This window comes from Promicromonospora sp. NFX87 (assembly GCF_048564965.1).
Classification (GTDB): domain Bacteria; phylum Actinomycetota; class Actinomycetes; order Actinomycetales; family Cellulomonadaceae; genus Promicromonospora.
Map to the genome: position 1 here is coordinate 180,272 of NZ_CP183413.1, position 22,534 is coordinate 202,805.

Annotated in this window: 19 protein-coding genes; 10 read left to right on the forward strand and 9 right to left on the reverse strand. The window is 73.3% G+C overall.

The genetic code is table 11. The features are described 5' to 3' along the window. Window positions 1–150: 150 nt before the first annotated feature. The 4 genes from ACNYC2_RS00920 (at window position 151) to ACNYC2_RS00935 (ending at window position 5,484) form a co-directional block, all read left to right on the forward strand. The gene (locus tag ACNYC2_RS00920; RefSeq protein ID WP_419705258.1) at window positions 151–705 is read left to right on the forward strand and encodes an RNA polymerase sigma factor; all 555 of its coding nucleotides are present in this window, start codon (window positions 151–153) and stop codon (window positions 703–705) included. Window positions 706–760: 55 nt separating this feature from the next. Further along, window positions 761–1,651, forward strand: a complete 891-nt coding sequence (locus ACNYC2_RS00925; protein WP_419705259.1) for a hypothetical protein — start codon at window positions 761–763, stop codon at window positions 1,649–1,651. 82 nt (window positions 1,652–1,733) lie between these two features. Continuing rightward, the gene (locus ACNYC2_RS00930) at window positions 1,734–2,177 is read left to right on the forward strand and encodes an OsmC family peroxiredoxin (RefSeq protein WP_357450614.1); all 444 of its coding nucleotides are present in this window, start codon (window positions 1,734–1,736) and stop codon (window positions 2,175–2,177) included. A 403-nt stretch (window positions 2,178–2,580) separates the two neighbouring features. Beyond that, window positions 2,581–5,484, forward strand: coding sequence for an FAD-binding and (Fe-S)-binding domain-containing protein (locus ACNYC2_RS00935; RefSeq protein WP_419707749.1), 2,904 nt, complete (start codon window positions 2,581–2,583; stop codon window positions 5,482–5,484). Between the two features lie 4 nt (window positions 5,485–5,488). Here ACNYC2_RS00935 and ACNYC2_RS00940 read toward each other — a convergent pair whose 3' ends face one another. After that, window positions 5,489–6,025 carry a hypothetical protein gene (locus tag ACNYC2_RS00940; RefSeq protein ID WP_419705260.1) on the reverse strand — a complete coding sequence of 179 codons (537 nt, stop codon included), beginning with the start codon at window positions 6,023–6,025 and terminating at the stop codon, window positions 5,489–5,491. A gap of 142 nt (window positions 6,026–6,167) precedes the next feature. Between ACNYC2_RS00940 and ACNYC2_RS00945 the strand changes: the two genes are divergently transcribed. After that, complete coding sequence (locus tag ACNYC2_RS00945) at window positions 6,168–7,457, forward strand: serine hydrolase domain-containing protein (RefSeq protein WP_419705261.1); 1,290 nt, start codon at window positions 6,168–6,170, stop codon at window positions 7,455–7,457. Between the two features lie 4 nt (window positions 7,458–7,461). On the opposite strand, the gene ACNYC2_RS00950 is transcribed toward ACNYC2_RS00945, so the two are convergent. Beyond that, window positions 7,462–7,791, reverse strand: coding sequence for a cupin domain-containing protein (locus ACNYC2_RS00950; protein ID WP_419705262.1), 330 nt, complete (start codon window positions 7,789–7,791; stop codon window positions 7,462–7,464). 87 nt (window positions 7,792–7,878) lie between these two features. Here ACNYC2_RS00950 and ACNYC2_RS00955 point away from each other — a divergent pair, with 87 nt between their 5' ends. Then, the gene (locus ACNYC2_RS00955; protein ID WP_419705263.1) at window positions 7,879–8,493 is read left to right on the forward strand and encodes a nitroreductase family protein; all 615 of its coding nucleotides are present in this window, start codon (window positions 7,879–7,881) and stop codon (window positions 8,491–8,493) included. 67 nt (window positions 8,494–8,560) lie between these two features. Here the strand turns inward: ACNYC2_RS00955 and ACNYC2_RS00960 are convergent, their stop codons facing one another. Further along, entirely contained in the window at window positions 8,561–9,544 is a 984-nt protein-coding gene (locus ACNYC2_RS00960) for an aldo/keto reductase (RefSeq protein WP_419705264.1), read from the reverse strand. Window positions 9,545–9,637: 93 nt separating this feature from the next. On the opposite strand from ACNYC2_RS00960, the gene ACNYC2_RS00965 reads away from it, so the two are divergent. Continuing rightward, on the forward strand, window positions 9,638–11,143 hold the full coding sequence (locus tag ACNYC2_RS00965) for a PLP-dependent aminotransferase family protein (RefSeq protein ID WP_419705265.1): 1,506 nt from the start codon (window positions 9,638–9,640) through the stop codon (window positions 11,141–11,143). A gap of 19 nt (window positions 11,144–11,162) precedes the next feature. Here ACNYC2_RS00965 and cofC read toward each other — a convergent pair whose 3' ends face one another. Further along, window positions 11,163–11,846, reverse strand: a complete 684-nt coding sequence (gene cofC, locus ACNYC2_RS00970; RefSeq protein WP_419705266.1) for a 2-phospho-L-lactate guanylyltransferase — start codon at window positions 11,844–11,846, stop codon at window positions 11,163–11,165. Next, entirely contained in the window at window positions 11,843–12,802 is a 960-nt protein-coding gene (gene cofD / locus ACNYC2_RS00975) for a 2-phospho-L-lactate transferase (RefSeq protein WP_419705267.1), read from the reverse strand. Before cofD ends, cofC begins: the two co-directional genes overlap by 4 nt. Before the next feature lie 34 nt (window positions 12,803–12,836). On the opposite strand from cofD, the gene ACNYC2_RS00980 reads away from it, so the two are divergent. From ACNYC2_RS00980 to ACNYC2_RS00990, 3 genes are all read left to right on the forward strand, one after another. After that, the gene (locus ACNYC2_RS00980; RefSeq protein ID WP_357450655.1) at window positions 12,837–13,160 is read left to right on the forward strand and encodes a thiamine-binding protein; all 324 of its coding nucleotides are present in this window, start codon (window positions 12,837–12,839) and stop codon (window positions 13,158–13,160) included. An 84-nt stretch (window positions 13,161–13,244) separates the two neighbouring features. Next, complete coding sequence (locus ACNYC2_RS00985) at window positions 13,245–15,059, forward strand: phosphatase PAP2 family protein (RefSeq protein ID WP_419705268.1); 1,815 nt, start codon at window positions 13,245–13,247, stop codon at window positions 15,057–15,059. A 174-nt stretch (window positions 15,060–15,233) separates the two neighbouring features. After that, complete coding sequence (locus tag ACNYC2_RS00990) at window positions 15,234–17,300, forward strand: hypothetical protein (RefSeq protein ID WP_419705269.1); 2,067 nt, start codon at window positions 15,234–15,236, stop codon at window positions 17,298–17,300. Window positions 17,301–17,302: 2 nt separating this feature from the next. Here the strand turns inward: ACNYC2_RS00990 and ACNYC2_RS00995 are convergent, their stop codons facing one another. The 4 genes from ACNYC2_RS00995 to ACNYC2_RS01010 all read right to left on the reverse strand — a co-directional run bounded on the left by ACNYC2_RS00995 (window position 17,303) and on the right by ACNYC2_RS01010 (window position 22,475). Then, window positions 17,303–18,319, reverse strand: a complete 1,017-nt coding sequence (locus ACNYC2_RS00995) for a LacI family DNA-binding transcriptional regulator (protein WP_419705270.1) — start codon at window positions 18,317–18,319, stop codon at window positions 17,303–17,305. A 116-nt stretch (window positions 18,320–18,435) separates the two neighbouring features. Next, window positions 18,436–20,121, reverse strand: a complete 1,686-nt coding sequence (locus ACNYC2_RS01000) for a discoidin domain-containing protein (protein WP_419705271.1) — start codon at window positions 20,119–20,121, stop codon at window positions 18,436–18,438. 161 nt (window positions 20,122–20,282) lie between these two features. Beyond that, window positions 20,283–21,242: a zinc-binding dehydrogenase gene (locus ACNYC2_RS01005; RefSeq protein ID WP_419705272.1), complete on the reverse strand. Its 960-nt coding sequence runs from the start codon at window positions 21,240–21,242 to the stop codon at window positions 20,283–20,285. 9 nt (window positions 21,243–21,251) lie between these two features. Further along, window positions 21,252–22,475, reverse strand: coding sequence for a YncE family protein (locus ACNYC2_RS01010; protein ID WP_419705273.1), 1,224 nt, complete (start codon window positions 22,473–22,475; stop codon window positions 21,252–21,254). Window positions 22,476–22,534: the final 59 nt, after the last annotated feature.

The following is a 22,534-nucleotide window of genomic DNA, read 5'->3' on the forward strand; positions in this document are numbered from 1 at the left end:
CCGCAGTTGTCAGACCCCCAGGTCACTCGGGTGACCTGGGGGTCTGACACGTGCGCACGCGTCTGACACGTGCGCAGGTCGAGCCTGCCGAGACCGTTTTGTTGTGCGGCACGGGTGCAAGGACCCCGCCAGCCACGACAGAGTGTGGGGGTGGACGACAGCCCCGGCGCCCCGCAGGACGATCTGCCGCACGAACGGCTCGAGCACGACGAGGCCTGGTTCAGTGCGCTCTTCGACGCGCACTCGCGCGCCCTCTACTCCTACTTCGTGCGCAGGCTGCCCGACGGCGGTCGTGCCTCCGACGCCGAGGACCTCGCCGCCGAGGTGCTCGCCACCGCGTGGCGCCGTCGCGACGACGTTCCGGACGGCGCCGAGCTGCCGTGGATGTACCGGACGGCCGGCTTCGTGCTGGCGAACCACCGGCGCAAGATGCGGGCGCTGCCCGTCGCGATAGTCCCCGACGAGCCGGACGACGTGGACCCCGCGACCTTCGCAGCCACGGACGACGCCGTCCGGCAGGTCCTGTCCAGGCTCTCCCCGCGCGACCGGCGCATCCTGCTGCTCGTCGCCTGGGACGGGCTGTCCGGGGACGATCTCGCCGGGGTGCTCGGGGTCTCCCGCGGCGGTGCCGATGCGGCGTTGTCCCGCGCGCGGGCGCGGCTTCGCGACGCGTGGGACGCCCACGAGCAAGCGGTGGACGCATGAGCACATGTAGAGGGTGTGCGCGGTGCGCAGCCGAGCACGGCACGGAGGGACGGCGATGAACGAGCACGAACGGCAGGCGGACCCGGCGTTCGACCGCCTGATGGCGGCGGACCCCGCGAGGCATGCGCCCGATCCGGTCCAGGGCGTGCTCCGGGCCAAGGTGGAGGCGCTGATCGCGGAGCAGCCCGGGGGCGCTCAGCCCGGGGCGACTCCGACAGGGACCGCAGGGCATGAGCAGGCGGACGAGCTCGCGCTGCGACGCTACCGGCGCCGGACGTCGTGGCTGGTCGCGGCCGCGGTGGCCGGCATCGTCGCGGCGGGCGGGGGCGGTTACGTGGCCGGGGAGTCGGGGGCCGGTCCCACCGCGGCGTCGGAGATGGCGCCGGAGATGGCGCCAGAGAGCGGCGTCACGGACGAGTCCGCCGACGGGCCGTCGGTCATGGCCGGGCCGGACGAGGGCACGGCCCGGGATGAGAGCGAGGCGGGATCAGGGACCTTGGAGTCGCTCGACGCCGGCGGTGACCTGCCGACGGCGACCGGGCTCGTCTTCCACGCCGGCGCCGGGCTGTCGGACGCGCCGACGGCGGCCGAGGTGCGCGTTGCCGGGAAGCCCGGCGAGAGCCTCGGCTCCTACCCCGTGATCAGCGAGGTGGAGGCCGTCGAGCGGCTGGGCGACCCGCGGTTCGCCGGCGCGGTGCTGGGCAGTACCCAGCAGGATCCGCCGTCGCAGGAGAAGGCCGGGCCGTTGCCCGCGCCTGTGCCCGGTGGGCCGCTCGCCTGGCCGGTCGAGGACGTGACCATCCGCTCCGCGGCCCTCGTCGAGGTGCGCTACACGCTGCCCGACGGCACCGTGCTGCTCGTGCCCGCCTACGACCTCACCGACGTCGAGGGCAACAGCTGGACCGTCATGGCGGTGGACGAGGAGCTGCTCGACCTCGCACCGTGACGCGACCGCACTCCGGGCGTCATAGGGTCGGGGACGCAGGGATCCGAAACCCCACATCCTGAACTTCACAAGGAGTGCAACCATGGCAACACGTACTGCCCGCACCGCCTGGAACGGCACCTTCACGGAGGGGTCGGGGCAGGTCGAGCTGTCGTCGTCGGGCGTAGGGACGTACGACGTCTCCTGGCCGGCGCGCATCGCCGACCAGGCCGCCGGCGTCACCAGCCCCGAGGAGCTCCTCGCGGCGTCGCACTCGTCGTGCTTCACCATGGCGTTCACGAACGAGCTGGGCGGGGCCGGTGCCACGCCGGAGCAGATCGAGGTCACGGCCGACGTGACCCTCGGGCCGGACCCGGCAGGCGGCGTCCGCATCACCAAGAGCGCCCTGACGGTGCGCGGTTTCGCGACGGGCATCGACGAGGCGGGCTTCAAGGCCGCCGCCGAGGCCGCCAAGGCCGGCTGCCCGATCTCGAAGGCCCTCACGGGCGTCGACGCGATCACGATCGACGTCACCTTCGAGGGCTGACCGCCCTTCTCGAGCCCTCGTTGGTCGAGCCTCCACGCTGGTCGAGCTTGTCGAGACCAATCAGGTCTCGACAAGCTCGACCGGCGGGAGTCTCGCCTGTGAACGCCTGGCGCGATCCGCCGCCTCGTGGTGCGAGAATCGCGAGGTGCCCTCGCAGACCCACGACGCCCCGTCCCGGAACGGTATGAACGACGACGACCGCGCCGCGCACCGCTCGACGGGCCACACCGCTGACGTCGCCGAGGCCGCCCGCGCGGCCCGCGAGAAGGCCGAGGCCCGTGCCGCCGAGGAGGCGGAACGCCGTCGCGCCGCGAGCGAGGAGCGGCGCAAGGCCGCTCGTCGCGAGGCGGACCACGCCGCCGAGGCCGCGCGCGAGGCGGTCGCCGACGCGCTGCGCACCGCCATGACCGGCGTCGTCGACACCAGCACGCGCCGGCGCGCCGAGTACTCCACCGACGCGTCCAACTACCGGGTGGTCCCCGAGGGTGTGGTCTTCCCGGAGACGGCCGACGACGTCGTCGCGGCGCTCGAGGTGCTGCGCGAGCTCAAGGTCCCGATCACGGCACGCGGCGCGGGCACGTCCGTCGCGGGCAACTCGGTGGGGCCCGGTGTCGTGCTCGACCTGGGGCGCAACCTCAACCGGGTGCTGAGCATCGACCCGAAGCACCGCACGGCCCGGGTCCAGCCGGGCACGATCATGTCGACCCTCCAGGCGGAGGCCAAGCCGCACGGCCTGCGCTTCGGCCCCGACCCGAGCACCCAGAACCGCGCGACGCTCGGCGGCATGATCGGCAACAACGCGTGCGGCCCGCACGCCGTCGCCTACGGGCGCACCGCCGACAACGTGGTCGCGCTCGACGTGATCGACGGCGCCGGACGCCGGTTCACCGCGGGCTCCGGCGACCCGGAGTTCGCCGACGTCCCCGGCCTCAAGGAGCTCGTCCGGGACAACCTCGCGCTGATCCGCACGGAGTTCGGCCGGTTCGGCCGGCAGGTCTCGGGCTACTCGCTGGAGCACCTCCTGCCCGAGAACGGCTCGAACCTCGCCCGCGCCCTGGTGGGCACGGAGGGCACGCTCGTCACCGTCCTGGAGGCAGAGCTCAACCTGGTGGAGACGCCGGGCGCGCCCACCCTCGTTGTCCTCGGCTATCCCGACATGCCCACCGCCGCGGACGACGTCCCGCGGCTCCTCCGCCACAAGCCGCTCGCGATCGAGGGGCTGGACGCGCGCCTCGTCGACGTCGTCCGGCGCGCCAAGGGCGCGGAGTCCGTCCCTGCGCTGCCCGACGGCGCGGGGTGGCTCATGATCGAGGTCGGCGGCTCGTCGCAGGCCGAGGCCCTGGGGCGCGCGGACGCCATCGTCGCGTCCGCGACGGCGCTGGACTCCGTGGTGCTGCCCGCGGGTTCGGACGCCACGAAGATGTGGCAGATCCGGGCCGACGGCGCCGGGCTCGCCGGCCGCACGCCCGCGGGGGAGCAGGCCTGGCCCGGCTGGGAGGACTCGGCGGTACCGCCCGAGAAGCTGGGCCCGTACCTGCGCGACCTGCAGGCGCTCATGGACCGGTACGGCGTGGACGGCCTGCCGTACGGCCACTTCGGCGACGGCTGCGTGCACCTGCGGATCGACATCCCGCTGGAGACGTCGGGATCGGTGCTGCGCACCTTCATGATCGAGGCGGCGGAGCTCGTCGCCGGCTACGGCGGGTCCCTGTCCGGCGAGCACGGCGACGGCCGCGCCCGGTCCGAGCTGCTGCCGCTCATCTACTCGCCCGAGGCGATCGCGCTGATGGAGCGGTTCAAGGCGCTGTTCGACCCGAAGGACCTGCTCAACCCGGGCGTCGTCGTGCGGCCGCGGGCCGTGGACGACGACCTGCGCCGCCCCCAGGCCGCGCCGGTGCGGACCAAGCTGCCGCTGGCGGGCAAGGGTTCGGGGCACGGCGTCCGGCGCAAGGCCGGGTACGAGGGGTTCTCGTTCGCGCACGACCACAACGACCTGTCGACCGCCGTGCACCGCTGCGTGGGCGTGGGCAAGTGCCGGGCGGACACCTCGGCGTCGGGCGGCTTCATGTGCCCGAGCTACCAGGCGACCAAGGACGAGAAGGACGTGACCCGCGGGCGCGCCCGTGTGCTGCAGGAGGCGGTGAACGGGACCCTCGTCGGCGGCCTGGCGGCGCCCGAGGTCCGGGAGTCGCTGGACCTGTGCCTGTCCTGCAAGGCGTGCTCGAGCGACTGCCCGGCCGGCGTCGACATGGCGCAGTACAAGTCGGAGGTCCTGTACCGGACCTACCGCGGCAAGCTGCGGCCGGTCGACCACTACGCGCTGGGCTGGCTGCCGCGCTGGGCCCGCCTGGCCGGGGCGGTCCCCGAGCTGGTCAACGGCCTGCTGGGCGTGAGGTGGATCGGCAAGGCGGTGCTGTGGGCCGGCGGCATGGACACGCGGCGGTCGATGCCGAAGTTCGCCGAGGTCCCGTTCCGGCAGTGGTGGGCACGCGGCGGCGCGACGCACGGCGTCCCGGGGCTGCCGGTGGTGGCCGACGACGACGGGCTCGGCGTGCCGGGCCGCGAGGGCGCCACGGCGGCGCGGCTCGCCACCAAGCCCAAGGTGGTGCTCTGGACCGACTCGTTCAGCGACGCGCTGTCGCCCTCGGTGCCGCAGGCCGCCGTGAAGGTGCTGACCAAGGCCGGGTACTCCGTGATCGTCCCGGACGAGCAGGCGTGCTGCGGCCTCACCTGGATCTCGACCGGTCAGCTCGACGGCGCCCGGCGCCGGCTGCTCAAGCTGCTCGAGGTGCTCGGGCCGTACGCGGTGAACGGCATCCCGATCATGGGGCTGGAGCCGTCCTGCACGGCGGTGCTGCGCTCCGACCTGCTCGACCTGTTCCCGGACGACCCGCGCGCCCAGGCGGTCGCCCGCATGACGCGGACGGCGGCGGAGCTGCTGACCTCCGACGACGTGCCGGACCAGTGGGAGATGCCGTCGCTGGCGGATGTGTCCGCCGTCGTGCAGCCGCACTGCCACCAGCACTCGGTGATGGGGTTCGAGGCCGACCGGAACCTGCTCGAGAAGGGCGGGGCGAAGGTCGAGGTCCTCGCGGGCTGCTGCGGCCTGGCCGGCAACTTCGGCATGCAGAAGGGCCACTACGAGACGTCGGTGGCGGTCGCGGAGAACGCGCTGCTGCCGGCGCTGCGCGACGCCGCCCCCGGGACCACCTACCTTGCCGACGGCTTCTCCTGCCGCACGCAGGCGCTGGACCTGATGGGTGTGGAGGGCAAGTCCCTGCTGGAGGTCATCGCGGACCGGTTGTAAGAGGTCAGCGCTGGCGGAGGCTGCCGACCTTCTCCCGGACGAGCTCGCGGATCGCCTCGTGGTCCTCGAGCGGGAACAGCTGCTTCGGCAGGACGCAGACCGCCGTCGACAGGCCCCGGCCGGCCACGAGATGGAACCTCGACCGGGTCTCGACGGCGCTCCGGACCAGCGGCCAGCCGTAGGACACCGACGTCTCCTGGCCGGTGCAGGTGATCCGCTCGTCGTCGATCCGGACCGTGGCACCCTGCCGGAACGGGGAGGTGCGGGCCATGTGCCAGGCGAACAGGTCCGGGATCCACCCGATCACGATGCTCAGCCCGATGAGGGGCAGCCATCCGGTCGCGACCAGGTACTCGTCGGCCGTGGACCCGCTGTCGAGGTAGGTCAGCGCGAGACCAGCCAGCAGGATCACCGCGGCGAGCCCGTGGAACGCCCGCAGGAGGGGGAGCCGCAGCAGGCCCTCGCGGTAGTCCGCCGTCGTCAGGTGCAGGTCGGCCTCGAAGACACGTCGGGACGAGACAGGGGCGGCTGGTTCGGTCACGCCCGGAGTCTGGCACGGCTGCCCGGTCGGTGTCCGCTTTAGGCACTCCGCCCCAGGTAGGACCCATATCCACCCGGCGGGTGATCCGCGCGAAGGGGTCCGTCGACAGGATGGGAGCACAGCCCAGACGAAGGAGACTCCCATGGAACGCACAACCCGCCGGGCGGCGCTCGCCCTGAGCGCGGCGCTGGCGCTCGCGGCCCCGCTGGTCGTCGCAGGCTCCGCGCACGCGGCAGGCACGGCCCGGCCGGCCCCTGCCGTCGCCGCTCCCGACACCGTGTCCGCGATGGTGGCCGACGCCGCCCGCCAGGCCCAGCGCGAGGTCGCCACGAACCGGACCCTTGCGCGCGGCGCGAACGCGCCGACCGGCGCCGCGCTCGACGCCGCTCTTGACGACCTCGTGGCGGACGGGGCGATCGCCGTGACCGCGCGGGTCGAGAAGGGCGCGCGGACCTGGAGCGGGGCAGCGGGTACCCGCGAGCGCGAGGGCCGGGCGAAGGCCAGGCCGTACGACCGGTTCCGCGTGGCGAGCAACACCAAGCCGATGATCGCGACGCTCGTCATGCAGGAGGTCGAGAAGGGCACCTGGACCCTCGACACGCCCGTCGAGGAGGTGCTGCCCGGCGTCATGCCCGCCGGCGTGACCATCGAGCAGCTGCTGAGCCACCGCTCGGGCGCTCCTACCGCCACCGACTGGATCCTCGCCTCGCGCGCGGCCGACCCGTCGTCGTTCGACTCGGTCTTCGCGGTGATGGGCCAGGAGGTCACGGATGCCGACCACATCGAGGCGCTGCGGTCCGCGCCGTGGATGAACGAGCCGGGAGAGGGCTTCTCCTACTCGAACGCCGGCTACGTGGTGCTCGGCATGATGCTGGAGGAGGTCACCGGGCGCAGCGTCGAGCACCTGCTGGAGCGCCGGGTGTTCGCCCCGGCCCGGATGTGGCAGAGCGCCTACCCGGACGACCCGGGCGTGCGCGGGCCGTTCCTTCACGAGTCGGCGTACACGGGCCCGGTGGAGGCCGGCTGGTACGACCTCGACCACTGGGACCCGAGCCTGTTCGCCGCCGCGGGTGCCGTCACCGGCACCACCGAGGACCTCGCCGACTTCACCGAGGCGCTGGTCACGGGCCGGCTGGTCGACGCGGAGACCGCGGCCGACATGCTGGAGCCCCGCACCGTGGGCCAGGAGGCGTTCCCCGACTACGGCCTGGGCGTCTACCGGCTCCCCGACCCGTGCGTCCCGGGCGGCTGGCTCTACGGCCACGACGGCGGTTCGTACGGCACCATCTCGGTCAACCTGACCTCGCCCGACGGTGAGCGGCAGGTGTCCGTCGGCATCACCGGGCGGGACCTCGTCTACCCGGTGCTGACGGACGAGCCGCTGTACGACCCGAGCGAGCTCCTGGTGGGGATGATGCGGGCCACCTGCTGACGGCTCACTCCAGCCACTCGGTCTCGAACCGGTCGTTCGCGTGGATGTGGACCGCCTCGTAGAGGTCCGCGCCCAGGGTCTTGAACTTGTGCGGCACCATCGCCTCGACCACGAGGATCTGGCCGCCGACGGCCTGGATCTCCTCGCCGGCCACGGTGAACAGCACCCGGCCGGACCGGATCACGAACGTCTCGGAGTAGGGGTGCCGGTGCAGGCGTGGCCCGAAGCCGTCCTGGGTCACGCGCTCGAAGATGACGGACACCTCCGAACCGTGGAGGTATCCCTCGAAGTTGCTGTGCGGCAGCGTCGCCTGCTCGATCGCCTGGAGAGTCATGCGTCCAGGCTGGCGGGCACGCCGCCGTCGGGCAACGGGGTTCGTGTTCCGCCGAAGGTCCCTGGCCGAAGGTCGAGAATGGGCCTCATGGAATTCCAGGACGTCGTCCGCAAGCGCCGGATGCACCGCAAGTTCACCGCCGAGCCCGTGTCGGCGGAGGCCGTCGACCGGATCACCCGCAACGCCGTCCGCGCCCCCAGCGCGGGGTTCAGCCAGGGGTGGGCGTTCGTGGTGCTGGAGACGCCGGAGGATCGTGACCGGTTCTGGGCGGCGTCGACACCGGACACCTCGGAGCGGTCGGAGCGTGACATGTCGGCCTGGCTCGCGGGGATGCGGACGGCCCCGGTGGTCGTCCTCGCGCTCGCGTCCAAGGCCGCCTACCTGCGGCGGTACGCGGAGAAGGACAAGGGCTGGGAGGACCTCGACGAGGCGCGGTGGCCGGTCCCGTTCTGGCACGTCGACGTCGGTATGGCCTCGCTGCTCATGCTGCAGACCGCCGTCGACGAGGGGCTGGGCGCCTGCTTCTTCGGCGTGCCGCCCGAGCACGTGGCGGCGGTCCGGGTCGAGCTCGGCATCCCTGACGAGTTCGAGATCACCGGTGTCGTCGCGGTCGGGCATCCGGCCGACGGCGGGGCGAAGGGCTCGCCCACCCGCCGCCGCCGGAAGCCCGAGGCCGAGGTGATCCACCGAGGCGGCTGGTGAGCTAGACGGCCGACCTGTCAGACACACAGGTCACCCGAGTGACCTCTGCGTCTGACACGCCGGTGGGTCAGGCGGCATCGAGGCGGGCGCGGGTCTCCTCGTCGAGGACCAGGTCCGCCGCGCCGAGGGCCTCGTCGAGCTGCGCCACGCTGCTCGCGCCGAACACCGGGATCACCGGCACCTCGCCGCCCAGCAGCCAGGCGAGCGCCACCTGGTTCGGCGTCGCGCCGATCTCGGCGGCGACGGTGCGCAGCACGGCGATCCGGGCTCGCGACCCGGCATGGTCCGCGCCGTCACGGATCGGCTTGTCGTCCCGCGTGAACACGCCCTGGTGCAGCGGGGAGTACGCCATGACGGTGAGCCCGGGGCGGTCGGCCGCACCCGTGGACCGCGCGTAGTCCAGCAGCTCGGGTGACGCCCAGTTGCCCCGGATCGGCTGCGGCCGCGGGTACACGTAGCTGTAGGACTGCTGGACGGCGCCGTAGGGCGCGACGCCGAGCCGTGCGGCGGTCTCCCGCGCCTCGACCACGCGCCACAGCGCCACGTTCGAGATGCCCGGGATACCGACGATCCCCTCCTCGACCAGCTTGCCGAACGCGCCGACCGTCTCCTCGAGCGGCGTCTCGAGATCGTCGACGTGCCCGTACAGCACGTCGATGTGCTCGATGCCGAGGTGGCGCAGGCTCTCGCGTGCCTCCCGGTCGACGGTCGAGGCGCCGAGCCCCTGGTAGTTGGTGGGCGGCGTGTTCGACAGCGGCAGGTTCGGGTCCTTCTTCGCCGCCCCCAGCTTGGTCGCGATCCGCAGGTCGTCGCGGTTGCCCCGCGAGGCCAGCCAGCGGCCGAGCACGTCCTCGGAGTCGCGGCCGTGCCCGCCGGCCCACGCGTTGTAGTTGTTCGCCGTGTCGAGGAACGTGCCCCCGGCCTCGACGAACCGGTCCAGGATCGCGAACGAGGTCTCCTCGTCGGTCCGCGTCCCCATGAACATCGTGCCGAGGCACAGCGTCGACACCTCGAACGCGGTGTGCCCGTTGTCCAGCGTGCGGTACTGCATGGTGTGCTCCCTCGATCTGCTTCGTCCCCGGGCGCTCCCGCCCGGTGCTCACCACGCTAGGCAGCAATCGGTCTGGTGCTACGGTCCAATGCCATGGCCGCAGACCAGACCAATTCCGCGTCCGACGTGCTGATCGCGCTGCCGCCCGGCCCCGGTGCGCTGCGGCACCGGCTGGAGCAGGCGATCCTCGAGAGCATCGCGTCCGGCCGGCTCGCACCAGGCACGGCGCTGCCGCCCAGCCGGGCGCTCGCCGACACCCTCGGGATCTCGCGCTGGGTGGTCACCGAGACGTACGGGCACCTGGTGAACAAGGGGGTCCTCGACGCGCGGACGGGTTCGGCGACGCGGGTCGCGGTATCGGCGGGGGGTGTTGAGGCACCGTTGGTCGAGCTTGTCGAGACCAGGTTTCGACAAGCTCAACCAACGGGTGGAGTGATCAGGCCCGAACGTGCCCCGCGCCGGGCGACGCACGACCTCGCACCCGGGGTGCCCGACCTGCGGCACGTTCCCCGCGAGGCCTGGCTGAGGGCCGCGCGCGACGCGCTCGCGGCAGCGACCAACGAGGACCTGGGCGGGCAGCCGGCCGGCGGTCACCCGGCAGCGCGCGAGGCGGTGGCGGCCCACCTGCGGCGTGCGCGCATGACCGCGGGGCCGGACCGCGCGGTCCTGCTCACCCGGAGCGCCACCGACGGGATGTCGCGGATCGCCGCCGCGCTGGCCGACGCCGGCCACACCCACCTGCTCGTCGAGGACCCGAGCTGGGCCCCGCTGCGCGACGTCGCCGCGGCCGCCGGACTCGTACCGGTCCCCGTCCCGGTCGACGACGACGGCATCTCCACCGACCTGCTCCGCACGGAGGCCGCCCGCACGGGTGCCCGGGCGGTGCTGCTCACCCCCGCGCACCAGTTCCCGCTGGGCGCGGCGCTGTCCGACGCCCGCCGCGCCGCGGTCCTCGCGTGGGTGCGGGAGGTGGACGGGCTCGTGATCGAGGACGACTACGACGCCGAGTTCCGCTACGACCGCCGGCCGGTGCCCGCCCTGCAAGGCCTGGACGAGGAGCGCGTGGTACTGCTCGGCGCGACGAGCAAGACGCTGTCACCGGCGTTCGGGATCGGCTGGATGGTGGTGCCGGAACGGTGGCGCGCCGCGGTGCTGGGCGTCTCCGTCCGCCGTGGGCCCACGCCCGGCCCGGCGACGCTGGACCAGCTGACGCTCGCCCGGTTCGTCGCGGACGGCGCGTACGCGCGGCACCTGCGTGCGGCCCGTGGCCGCTACGCCCGACGCCGGTCCGCCCTCCTGACCGCCCTCGACGACCAGCTGCCCGGGGCGCGGGTCGGCGGGATCGCCGCCGGGATGCACGTGACCGTGGACCTGGCCGGCCTCGACCTGCCCGGGGTGGATCCGCGAGACATCGACGCCGCCGCCGTCGCCCGCGAGGGCGCCGCCAGGGACGTCGCGCTGGTCGACCTCCGCCGGTACCAGGCCACGCCGTCGGCCAGGTCGACGGTGCTCGTGATCGGCTACGGCAACCTGGCGGACGCGCGCCTGGAGGAGGCGGTCCGGAGCCTGCGCGCGGCGGTCGAGGCCGCCGCGCGCTGAGCGGATCCAGCAGGCCGGGTCACAGCAGGCCGGGCACCTGCTGACCGACTGCGGCGCGTACCTCGTCCGGGAGCTGCGACCAGTCGTCGGCGGTGTCCAGGTCGACGGCGGTGCCGGGCCGGTGCACCACCGTCACCTCCAGCCCGTGCGCCTCTGCCTCCGCGACGTGCGCGGCGAGCGAACCGACCCCGAACCGGAACCGGAAGCCGCCCGCCCCGGAGGCCTCGGAGACCTCTGAGACCTCCGGGGCGAGGAGCAGGAGGTTGGTCCCGGACCGGTAGCGGTCCGTCGCGATCACCACCGGCGCGTCCTCGGCCAGGAGAGCCGCGACATCCTCCGGGGTGAGCGCGGGCAGGTCGGCGTGCGCCACGAGGAGCGGCCCGGAACCACGCGCCGCGAGCACCTCGCGCGCGTGCTCGAGCGCCCCGTTCAGGCCCGGCCGGCCGGCAGGCTGCTCCAGCACCTCGACCTCCAGTCCGGCCAGCGTCTCGCGCGTGAAGACCGGGTCGGCGGTCACCACGACCACCCGCCCGATCCCGTCGGACGCGAGCAGCGTCGTCACCACGTGCCGGGCGAGCACCCGGACGAGCCGCCGCCGCGAGCCGCCGTCGAGCACCGCGGCCAGCCGCGACTTGCCGGAGACACCGTCGCGGAGCGGCACCACCGCCGTCGTGCCGCCGCCAGACCGCCGGACGCCGGTCACACCAGGGCCAGCAGCTCGCGGGCCAGGCGCTCGCGGCCGGGTGGGCCGCCCATGACGGTGTCGGTGACGTGCACGGTCAGGCCGAGGTCGGCGACGGGGCCGGCGAGGCCCGCGTCCCGCTCGTCGATGACCATGACGTCGACGAGGTCCGCGTAGATCCGGGCCACGCCGAGTGCCGACACCTCGTGGCCGAGGGTCTCCAGGATCTGGGCGGCCGGGCCCTTGATCGCCTGTCCGCCCACGATGGGGCTCACCGCCACGCGGCGGCCGGGCGCGGTGGCCAGCGCCTCGCGGACCCCCTGCACCGCGAGCAGCGGCTCGATCGACAGGAACGGGTTCGACGGTGCGAGCACCACCAGCTGAGCCGCCAGCGCGTCGAGCACGCCGGGGGCCGGGCGGGCGGCGTCGGCCCCCTCGAAGTGCAGGCCGAGGACCGCGTCGGCGTGCTGCCTGCCCACGAAGTACTCCTGGAACCCCAGTCGGCCCGACGGGGTGTCGACGAGGGTCGCGAGGTGGTCGTCGGTGACGGGCACGATCCGCGGCCCGACCCCCATCGCGGCGGCGAGGTGTGCGGTGACCGCCGACAGCGGCTCGCCGCGCCGCAGACGCTGGGTGCGCACGATGTGGGTGGCCAGGTCGCGGTCGCCGAGCGTGAACCAGGTGTCCTCACCGAGGTCCTTCAGCGCCGACAGGGTCGCGTACGACTCGCCGCGCAGCCCCCAGCCGCGGTCCTCGTCGTTCAGCCCGGCGAGGGTGTAGACGACCGTGTCGATGTCGGGGGAGATGGCGAGGCCGTGCAGCTCGGTGTCGTCGCCGACGTTCACGACGACGGTGAGGGCGTGCGGCGAGGCGCCGGTCTGGGCTGGTGTGCTGGTGGGGGCCGCGCCGAGCGCGAGATCGAGGCCGTGCGCGAGCCGCGCACCGCCGACCCCGCCCGCGAGAAGGGTGACGTTCACGCGTCGAGCCTACGTGTGGGGGCAGACTGGGTACATGGCTGTCTTCGCGTTCTCCGTCGCCCCCATGACCGCAGGCGAGTCCGTCGCCGACCAGGTCGCCGAAGCCGTGCGCATCGTCAGGGAGTCCGGCCTCCCGAACCGGACCACCTCGATGTTCACCGAGATAGAAGGCTCCTGGGACGAGGTGATGCCGGTGATCCAGCGCGCCACCGACGCGGTGGGCCGCGGCGGGCACCGGGTGTCGCTCGTGATCAAGGCCGATATCCGCCCCGGTGCGGCCGACGGGCAGATCAACAGCAAGATCGCCCGCGTCGAGGAGCGGCTCGCGGCCGACCAGTCGGAGACCGGGCACTCCTGATCCCGGTGGTCCGGTTCGCCAACCCCGCGTGAACATTTGTCAGGAGTTATTGACAAGCCCCGGGTTTCCGGGACCCTTGTGCCTATGACTCTGACAGAAGTTAACGTCAACAGACGGAGCTTCCTGCGCGGCGCGGCCTTCGGTGCCGGCGCGCTCGCCGCCGGCCCGGCCGTCGTCGGCCTGCCCTCGGCGCAGGCAGCTACCGTCCCGGCGACAGGCAGCGCTGCCTGGACGCCGTTCGTCGACTGGTACACCTCGAACGTCCCGGCCAACGGCACCGCCGACACCAACGCCGTCGTCCAGGCACTGTCCGGGATGTCGGACCTGTGGCGGACCGGTGGTGAGTGGAACACCGGGTTCGCCCTGTCCCCGAGGGTGCTGCAGGACAACGTCCGGTACGTCGCGGACGTGACCGGGCGCCGTACCGACGAGGAAGCCAAGCAGTCCTTCGTCTACGACCGCAGGCACCAGAGCTACTCGGTCATCGCCGGTCTCGGCCCGTTCGCCGAGGCGTACCGGGCGGGCTCGCTCGCCGTCACCTCGATCACCACCGCCCCGGACGGGACACCGCCCACCACCGTCAGCGACGCGGTGCCGGCCGGCGCGCCGGCGGGCTCGGCGCTCGGTGCGGGCTCGGACACCTCCGAGCTCGGCGAGATCGTCCGGCTCGTGAACACCGTGCGCGGCAACTTCTCGTCCGGCAACCCCGCCAAGGCGGCCTTCCAGTACCCGCGTCCGTGGCGGATGACGGACCGGAGCACCGTCGTGGACACGGGTCGGGTCGACGACCTCGGCTACCCGGTCTACGAGTCCCGCGTGGTGGTCGCGCCGCAGCTCCTCCGGCAGCGCAGCACCGATCCGACGACGGACGGCGGCTTCCCCAGCGGCCACACCAACGCCGCCTGGCTGGCCGCGCTCGGCTTCGCGTACGCGGTCCCCGAGCGGTTCTCCGAGCTGATGGTCATGGCGGCGGTGCTCGGCGACAGCCGGATCACCGCGGGCATGCACTCGCCGGTGGACGTCATGGGCGGCCGGGTCATGGCCACCGCGCTGGCCGCCGCGATCCTCGCCGACCCGGTCAACGCCGAGCTGAAGGCCGCCGCCCGCTCCCGGGCCGTCGAGTACTTCACGGCCGTCACGGGTACCAGCGACCTGTACACCGCCGCCCACACCGGACCGGACGAGTACGGCGACCGGGCGGCGAACCAGAAGCAGATCCGTTCGTCGCTGACCTACGTCCTGCGCCGCCAGGGCGGGTACTCCACCGACCTCGAGGTGCCGAAGGGTGCGGAGGTCCTGCTCGAGACGCGCTTCCCGTACCTGACCCCGGCCCAGGTGCGCGACGTGCTGCGCACCACCGCGCTGCCCTCCGGCTACCCGATCCTGGACGGTCCCGAGCAGTGGGGGCGCCTCGACCTGTTCGCCGCCGCCGACGGGTACGCCCGGTTCGACCGGACGGTCACCGTCGGGCTCGACACGGCCCAGGGCGGCCTGGCCGCGCAGGACACGTGGCGCAACGACATCGACGGCCGTGGCGGCCTGGTCAAGACCGGCACGGGCGTCCTCACGCTCGCCGGCCGCAACACCTACCGCGGCGGCACGGTGGTCCGGGGCGGCACCTTGGTGGCGGGCTCGGCCGACAGCCTGGGCCGGGGCGCGGTGGCCCTCGAGCAGGGGACGACCCTGCGCTCGAGCCTCGCGACGACCGTCGAGGTGCGGGGCACCGTCGAGATCGCCCCCGGTACGACTCTCGAGCTGACCGGAGACGGGAGCCGACAGGGCGGCCGCCACACCGTCCTGCGCGCGTTCCGGGTGGCCGGCAGGTTCGCCCAGGTGCTGGTCGACGGCCGTCCGGCGCGTGCGTCCTACCTGGGCGGCAGCATCGTCGTCCAGCTCTGACGCCGACCCCGCGGCGCCGTCCTGAACCCGCTTCAGGACGGCGCCGCGGACGCCGGGAACCGCACCGCGCTCGTGATAACTGTCACGACACCTTCACCGGCGTGTTTCCGGTCTCTTGCCCCCGGCCTTTAGGCTAAGGCGGACCAATGCCGCAGGACCCCGGGAGATCACGAGATGCCACTGTTCGAGGTCGATACCCAGCGGCCCCTCCTCGTGACGTCCGCGAACGGCGTGAACGGTGCGGAACCAGGACTCAAGACCACGGCCAACCAGGTGGTCGACTCGCACATCGACGGGCTCCTCGGTGAAGAGGTGTTCCCGATCGCGCAGGGCTCCGGCCCGGACGAGCCGCACCTGCTCGCGCTCGACGCGTCGGGCTCGCCGGTCGTCGTGGAGCTGGTCGCGGACCTCGACCGCGAGAACCTCGCCAAGGCCCTCGACCACGCCGGAGCGGCCGGCCGGCTGACGCGGTCCGACCTCGCGGCGCGCTACAGCGGCGGCGCGAGCTCCTTCCAGCACGACGTCGCGGCGTTCTACGACAGCGTGCCCATCACCCGCACGCAGGCGGGCAAGAACAGCGGCAACGGCGCGCGGCTCATCATCATCTGCCAGAACGCGCCCGACGAGATCCTGAACGCCGTCGACTTCCTGCGCCAGCCCACGATGCCCGTCGAGGTGCTGAAGATGGGCGTCGTGAACTCGAACGACGGCCGCAAGTTCCTCGACGTCTCGCCGCTCGTGGTGCACCTTCCGCCGGGCCTGCCCGCGCCCAAGTCCGCGCCGATCGGCGGGGCCATCACCAGCTCCATGGACAGCTCGGTCAGCAGCTCCATGGACACGGGTGTCACCGGCGGGGTCGCCGGCGGCTCGGCCGCGCCCAAGGACGCGTTCGAGGAGGGCGTCAAGGTCGGCTACGCGCTCACGGGCAAGATGCCGGTCGTCGCCCAGGCGCCGCAGGCCCGCGGGCAGCAGGCGCCGCAGTCCCGCGCCGAGCGCGCCGCGCGGCAGACACCCGTCCGCGCGGACAACCCGACGCCGCTCGCCGACAACCCGGCCTCCGTCCCGACCAACGCGGCGACCGGGCTCCGGTCGAGCCTCCGCGGAGGCGCCACGCGGGGCGGCTCGACCGAGCGCGCCGCGGCCGCAGGCAAGTCCGAGCGAGTGGCCGGCACCCGGGCAGGCCGCCGCGCGCAGGCCGCCGCCACCTCGCCCGAGACCACGCCGCCGACCACCAGCGGTACCGGCGCCGGCAGCGCACCGAGCGCGCCGGTCTCCTCCGTACGGCCCGGCACCGAGTCGCGCCCGACGCCGAGCGCCCCGCCGCGGCTGGCGGCCAGCCGTTCCTCGCTCGGCGAGGTCGCCGCCCCGCCGCAGGCCGAGCCGGTCGCGGAGCCGACGCCGTCCGTGCGCCGCCGCTCGCGCACCGACCGGTTCTCGGCGTCCGCCCAGCCCGACGAGTCGACGACGGTCTATCCGCCGTCGGACCCCACGCCGGCCGCCGGACCGACCTACCCGCCGCCGCCCGTGCCGCAGCCGCCGTCGGCCGACGAGAACCTGTGGCAGCCGCCGTCGTACGACAGCGCTCCCGCCTACCCCGGCACGGGCTCGAACGAGCCTGCCGACTTCGACATCACCCAGCCGCGTTACCCCCAGGAGCCCGGCTACAGCGCGGAGTCGACCTTCGCGCCGGCGTACGACTACACGCCGGAGCCGGCCGCCGGCTACGGCGACCAGAGCGGCTACGCCTACGGCGAGCAGCCCGGGTACGAGGCGCCCTACGTCGACAGCACGGCCCCGGTCGTCACCGAGCAGAACCCGTGGGAGTCCGGCGGCTACATGGCCGGCCCGGACGACGGCTACGGGCAGACGGCGTTCGCGGCGGACCCCTACCCGTCGAGCGCCCCCGAGGCACCGGCCCGGCCGGTGCCGCCGGGCGAGAGCATCCGGGCCAGCACCCCGATGCTGTTCGAGGAGGAGGACGACCCCGACCTGGAGGCGCTGGCCCGCAGCATCGGCACCCCCACGCGGATCGTGTGGTCGCGCCCGCGCCGCAACCAGCACTTCGAGGCGCTGCTCCTGCCGGACGGCGCCATCGAGCTGGCCAACGGCGCCCGTTACCGGCACCCGGACTCGGCCGCCACGGCGGCGTCGGGCTCGTACACGGCCGACGGGTGGAGCGTGTGGCGCCTCGGCGACACCGGTCCCACGCTGGTCGAGGAGTTCTCCCGCCGGTTCGCCTGAGCTCAGGCCGACGCGCGCACGACGAGCTCCGGCACGAACGTCTCGGAGCCGCCCGGCGCCGCGCCGTCGTCCGGCTCCTGGGCCTGCCGGAGGGCGGCCAGCAGCAGCCGCGCCATGGCCTCCGCCATGTCCTCGACGGGCTGACGCACCGTCGTCAGCGGCGGGTGGGCCTGGGCGGCGACGCTCGAGTCGTCGAACCCGACGACCGCGACGTCGCGCGGTACGTCCCGGCCGGCGGTGCGGAGCGCCGTCGACACGCCGTCGGCCATGAGGTCGTTCGCGGCGAAGACGCCGTCGACGTCCGGCCTGGCGGCCAGCAGCGTCCGGACCGCTGCCTCGCCGCCCGGGCGGGTGAAGTCGGCGGTGACCACCTCGGGCTCGGGCAGCCCGGCCTCCCGCACCCCGTCGAGGAAACCCTGGAGCCGTGCGTGCCCGAACGGCGCGTCGGACGGGCCGCCGACGACCGCGAGCCGGGTGCGCCCGGACCGGATGAGGTGCTCGGCGGCGAGGCGGCCCCCCGCGGCCTGGTCCAGGTCGACCCAGGCGACGCCCGGCAGGGTCGTGCGGGTCGACAGCACCAGCGGCACGGCGAGCGCGGCCAGCCGGGCGGGCAGCGGGTCGGCGGAGCTGGACGTGATGAGCAGCACCCCGTCCACGTGCCCCTGCCGCACGTACCGCACCACCTGGTCGTGCGCGGGCGGGTCGGCAGGGATGATCGCGAGGTGGATGTCGCGCGGGCGCAGCACCGTCTGCGCGCCGGCGGTCACCCGCCCCACGTAGGGGTCGGTGAAGAGGCGTTCCAGGAACGGGAGCGGGGAGCGCTGTTCCGGCGGCTCCGACACCACGAGCGCCACCGACCCGGTGCGCCGCGTCACGAGCGACCGGGCGGCGAGGTTGGGCACGTAGCCGGTCTCGTCGATCGCCCGGCGCACGATCTCGACGATCTCCGGGTCGACGGTGGGCACCTCGTTGATCACCCGGGACACGGTCGCGCGGGAGACCCCGGCAACGGAGGCCACAACCTCCAACGTAGGACGAGACGCCACGCGCCCTTTATACCCCGCCGGTGTTGAGTGCTGGATTCTCGCCCTCCTTCGTGCGCCAGAAGGGCGAAGATCCAGCACTCAACCAGGGGTTACTGGTAGACGCGGACGTAGTCGACCAGCATCCGCGACGGGAACGGCGTGCTCGCGTCCGGCGGACCGGGCCAGTCACCGCCGACGGCGAGGTTGAGGATCATGTAGAAGTCGTGGTCGTAGACCCACGGCCCGCGCGTGGACTCCACGGTGTCCCGGTCGGCGTAGAAGACGTCGCGGCCGTCCAGGGAGAACTGGATGCCCTCGCTGTCCCACTCGGCGGCCCAGGTGTGGAAGCCCGCCGAGATCTTCGAGCCGTCCGGCAGGGTGTACCCGCCGCCGTAGCCGCCGCCACCGTTGTACGCCGGGGCGTGCAGGGTCGAGTGGGCGCGGGTCGGGTCCTGGCCGATGAACTCCATGATGTCGATCTCGCCGTTGTACGGCCACGGGCGGCCGTCCAGGAAGTCGGAGCCCATCATCCAGAACGCCGGCCACAGACCGCGGCCCTCGGGCACCTTCACGCGCGCCTCGAACCGGCCGTACTGGGTGTTGAACGTGCCCGAGGTGTTCATGCGGTGCGACGTGTACTGCCGGCCGTCACGGTCCTCGCGGCGCGCCTCGAGCACGAAGTTGCCCTGGCCGTCGTGGAACCCGTTGCCGCTCGGGGTGTAGACCTCCAGCTCGTTGTTCGCGGGCAGGCCGGGGTCGATCGTCCAGCGGGAGGCGTTGGCGGGGGTACCCGCCGCGCCGTCGAACTCGTCGCTCCACACGAGGTCGAGGTCGTCGAAGTTCGGGTCGGCGGGCTCGGCCGGGGGAGCGGTGGGCGCGCCGCCCGTGCCGTAGACCTGGAACTCCCACAGCGAGTAGCCGTACGGGCCGCTGCGGTCCCGCATGTGCACGCGCACGTGCCGGCCGGTCGTGTCGAGCGGGATGGTCTGCTTGAAGCCCGTGCCGCCGGTGGTGGTGTGCACGGTGCGCCAGGTGCTGCCGTTGTCGGACACCTCGATGTCGAAGACGGTGGCGAACGCGGGGTCCCACTGCAGCACCACGCTGCTGATCCGCGCGGCGGCGCCGAGGTCCACGGCGATCCAGCCGTCGTCGACCCAGCCCGTGTCGGGGTTGACGGCCCAGCGGCTGGCCGGGTCGAGGTCGAACGCCTTGTCCGGGCCGCAGAGCCAGCACGTGCCGTCGTTCTGCGAGCTGGAGGCGCTGCCGGCCTTGTTGTACGAGAGGAGCGTCGCGTCGCCGGGCTGCCCGACGCCGTCGGCGCCGAGCACCTGCAGCTCCCACAGAGACACGCCCCACTGCGTGGCGCGCTGCGTGACCCACAGGCGCAGGTAGCGGCCGCTGCCGTCGACGTCGAGGTTCTGGTCCCCGCCCGTGCCGGTGGTGGTCGAGTAGAGGGTGGACCAGGAGCCGCCGTCGTTCGAGACCTCGACGCGGAAGCCGGACGCGTACGCCGTCTCCCAGTCGAGGACCACGTGGTCGATCGCCTGGACGGAGCCCAGGTCGACTCGGATCCACTGGTTGTCGGCGGCGGAGCTGGACCAGCGGGTGCCCGGATCGCCGTCGACGGCGTTGGCCCCGGTGCTCCAGGCGAACTCGTTGCTGGACGTGGTGACGGGCCGGCCCTGGGAGAGCGGCTCGTCGGCGGCTGCCGCGACCGGTACCTGGGTGAGCGCACCCAGGGCCAGCAGAGCCGTGGCGGATGCCGCGGCCGCGAGCAGGCGTAGTTGTCTGCGCATTTGACGTGCTCCTTCGAACGTCGGACGTGCACGGATCGAGCGCGAGAGAGCGCTCTCTCGGACACTGTCGCGGACGCGGCGACCCGAGGTCAAGGGTTTCGCCGAAACTTGCTGACAGCCCTGTAAGCGGTAACCGCCGGATGTGTCTGACAGGTGGCGGGTTACGGGCGGACGACGACCTTGCCGAACTGGGCGCCCTCGTGCAGCCGGGCCAGGCCGTCGGCGGCCTTCGCGAGCGGCACCTCGGCGTCGATCACGGGGCGCACTCCGGTGCGGGCGCAGAACCGGGCGAGCGCGCCCAGGTCGTCGCGCGAACCCATGGTGACGCCCTGCACCCGGATCTCCTGGAAGAAGACGCGGGTCAGCTCGGCGGGGGGAGCGTCGCCGGACGTCGCCCCGCAGACCAGCACCGAGCCGCCGGGCCGCACCGAGCGGATCGAGTGGGCCCACGTCGCCTGACCCACCGACTCCAGCACGGCGTCGACGCGCGCGGGCAGGCGCGCGCCCGTCTCCACCGCACCCGCCGCGCCCAGCCCGACGGCCCGCTCGCGCTTCTCCGCGGAGCGGGAGGTCACCCAGACCTCCAGGCCGGCAGCCGCCCCGAGCGTGATCGCCGCGGTCGCGAGGCCGCCGCCGGCGCCCTGCACGAGCACGCTGTTACCCGGCTTGAGCCCGCCCGCCGTGAAGAGCATGTTGTACGCGGTGAGCCACGCCGTCGGCAGGCACGCCGCCTCCTCGAACGACAGCTCGGCGGGCTTGGGCACGAGGTTCGCCGTCGGCACCGAGACGCGCTCGGCGAGGGTTCCGGGGTAGCGCTCGGAGAGGAGCGACCGCGGCTCCTTCGGCCCGACGCCGTGCCCGTCGGCACCGATGACGCCGTGCACGAGCACCTCCGCGCCGTCCGGCGTCACGCCGGCGGCGTCGGTGCCGAGGATCATCGGCAGCTGCTGCTCCCGCAGGCCCACACCGCGCAGCGACCACAGGTCGTGGTGGTTCAGGCTCGCGGCCCGGACCTCCACGGTGGTCCAGTGCTCGGCGGCCTCGGGCTCGGGGCGGTCACCCACCTCCAGGCCGTCGAGCGGGCTGTCGGGCGAGAAGCTGGTCACGTAGGCGGCAAGCATGCGGCGACCCTAGCCGACGCCCGACCAGCCGGCCGGGACGGTGCCCAGCCGTACGCGCTGGGGGTGGTCGCCCACCGGCACCGACGTGATCTTCTGCCCGGTCCCGAAGTCGATGGACGTCACCTGGTCGGACCCGGACTCGGACACGACGCACGCCTGGCCGTCGCCGGTCACGGTCGACCAGTACGGCTTGTCGACGTCGACCAGCGGCCCCGTCTCGAGCGTCGCCCGGTCCACGACCACCGCGTAGTCGTCCATGGTCCCGGCCACGCACAGGTGCTCGCCCGACGGCTGCATGGTCAGGCCGTGGTGCCTCGAGTCGTTGACCATGTCGGTGCGTGGCCCGTCGAACACGCCGGGCAGCGTCTTGGTCCGCGTGATCCGGTCGGTCGCGACGTCGTACTCCAGGAACCCGCCGAAGAACGACACCTGGAAGTACAGCTTCGACTCGTCCGGGCTGAACGTGGCGGGGCGTACGGCGTCGGAGAGGTGCTCCAGGCCGGCGTCGTCGAGCCTGTCGCGCATATCGATCTCGCGCACCACCTCGAACGTCTCGGCGTCGGCGACCGTGATCACCCGGTCGCCCTTGAGGAAGTCGAGCACGGGGTCGTCGAGGCCGTTGTTGACCTCGCCGATCGACATGTTCCAGAGCAGGCCGTCGGACGTGTAGACGTTCTCGTGCGGCTTGTCGCCGGTCGGGAACGACCCGGCCTCCACGCCGGTCTCGATGTCCAGCACGTGCACGCGGTTGCCGGTCGACGCCGACACGGCGACCTGCGTGCCGTCGGGGGAGACCGCCATGTGGTCGGCCCGCACGCCCGCGACCTGGAACCGCCACTCGACCTCTCCGGTGGCGAGGCTGATCGAGACGACGTCGGCGAAGCTCGGCCGGGACACCACCAGCGACGAGCCGTCGGGCGTGGTGTACATGTCGTCGGCGAACTGGTCGTGACCCTCACCGACGGTCTGGCGGATGACCAGGAAGGCCGCGAGCCGGATCGGGTCGCGGTAGATCTCGCGCATCCGCTGCTCGCGGTCGGGGATCACGTCGATCTCGCCGACCGGCGCGAGGTCGGCGCCCGCGGACAGCACGGACGCGGTGCCGTCCCAGTTGTTGGCGACGAACAGGACCTCTTGCGGGGCGGAGCCGGCCTGCGCGGGCGCGGCGACGGCCGCGCCGGACGCCATGAGGCCGAGCGAAGCCAGGATGGAGAGAGCACGGCGAGACGTCACTGAACGCTCCTCTTCGTCGAGCTGATCCGCGGTGATCAGCTCGACGAAGGTTACTGGAG

Coding starts and splice junctions, on each gene's coding strand:
- ACNYC2_RS00925 (WP_419705259.1), top strand. CDS start 761: ATGAACGAGCACGAACGGCAGGCGGACCCGGCGTTCGACCGCCTGATG.
- ACNYC2_RS00930 (WP_357450614.1), top strand. CDS start 1,734: ATGGCAACACGTACTGCCCGCACCGCCTGGAACGGCACCTTCACGGAG.
- ACNYC2_RS00935 (WP_419707749.1), top strand. CDS start 2,581: ATGACCGGCGTCGTCGACACCAGCACGCGCCGGCGCGCCGAGTACTCC.
- ACNYC2_RS00945 (WP_419705261.1), top strand. CDS start 6,168: ATGGAACGCACAACCCGCCGGGCGGCGCTCGCCCTGAGCGCGGCGCTG.
- ACNYC2_RS00950 (WP_419705262.1), bottom strand. CDS start 7,791: ATGACTCTCCAGGCGATCGAGCAGGCGACGCTGCCGCACAGCAACTTC.
- ACNYC2_RS00955 (WP_419705263.1), top strand. CDS start 7,879: ATGGAATTCCAGGACGTCGTCCGCAAGCGCCGGATGCACCGCAAGTTC.
- ACNYC2_RS00960 (WP_419705264.1), bottom strand. CDS start 9,544: ATGCAGTACCGCACGCTGGACAACGGGCACACCGCGTTCGAGGTGTCG.
- ACNYC2_RS00965 (WP_419705265.1), top strand. CDS start 9,638: ATGGCCGCAGACCAGACCAATTCCGCGTCCGACGTGCTGATCGCGCTG.
- ACNYC2_RS00980 (WP_357450655.1), top strand. CDS start 12,837: ATGGCTGTCTTCGCGTTCTCCGTCGCCCCCATGACCGCAGGCGAGTCC.
- ACNYC2_RS00985 (WP_419705268.1), top strand. CDS start 13,245: ATGACTCTGACAGAAGTTAACGTCAACAGACGGAGCTTCCTGCGCGGC.
- ACNYC2_RS00990 (WP_419705269.1), top strand. CDS start 15,234: ATGCCACTGTTCGAGGTCGATACCCAGCGGCCCCTCCTCGTGACGTCC.
- ACNYC2_RS01000 (WP_419705271.1), bottom strand. CDS start 20,121: ATGCGCAGACAACTACGCCTGCTCGCGGCCGCGGCATCCGCCACGGCT.
- ACNYC2_RS01005 (WP_419705272.1), bottom strand. CDS start 21,242: ATGCTTGCCGCCTACGTGACCAGCTTCTCGCCCGACAGCCCGCTCGAC.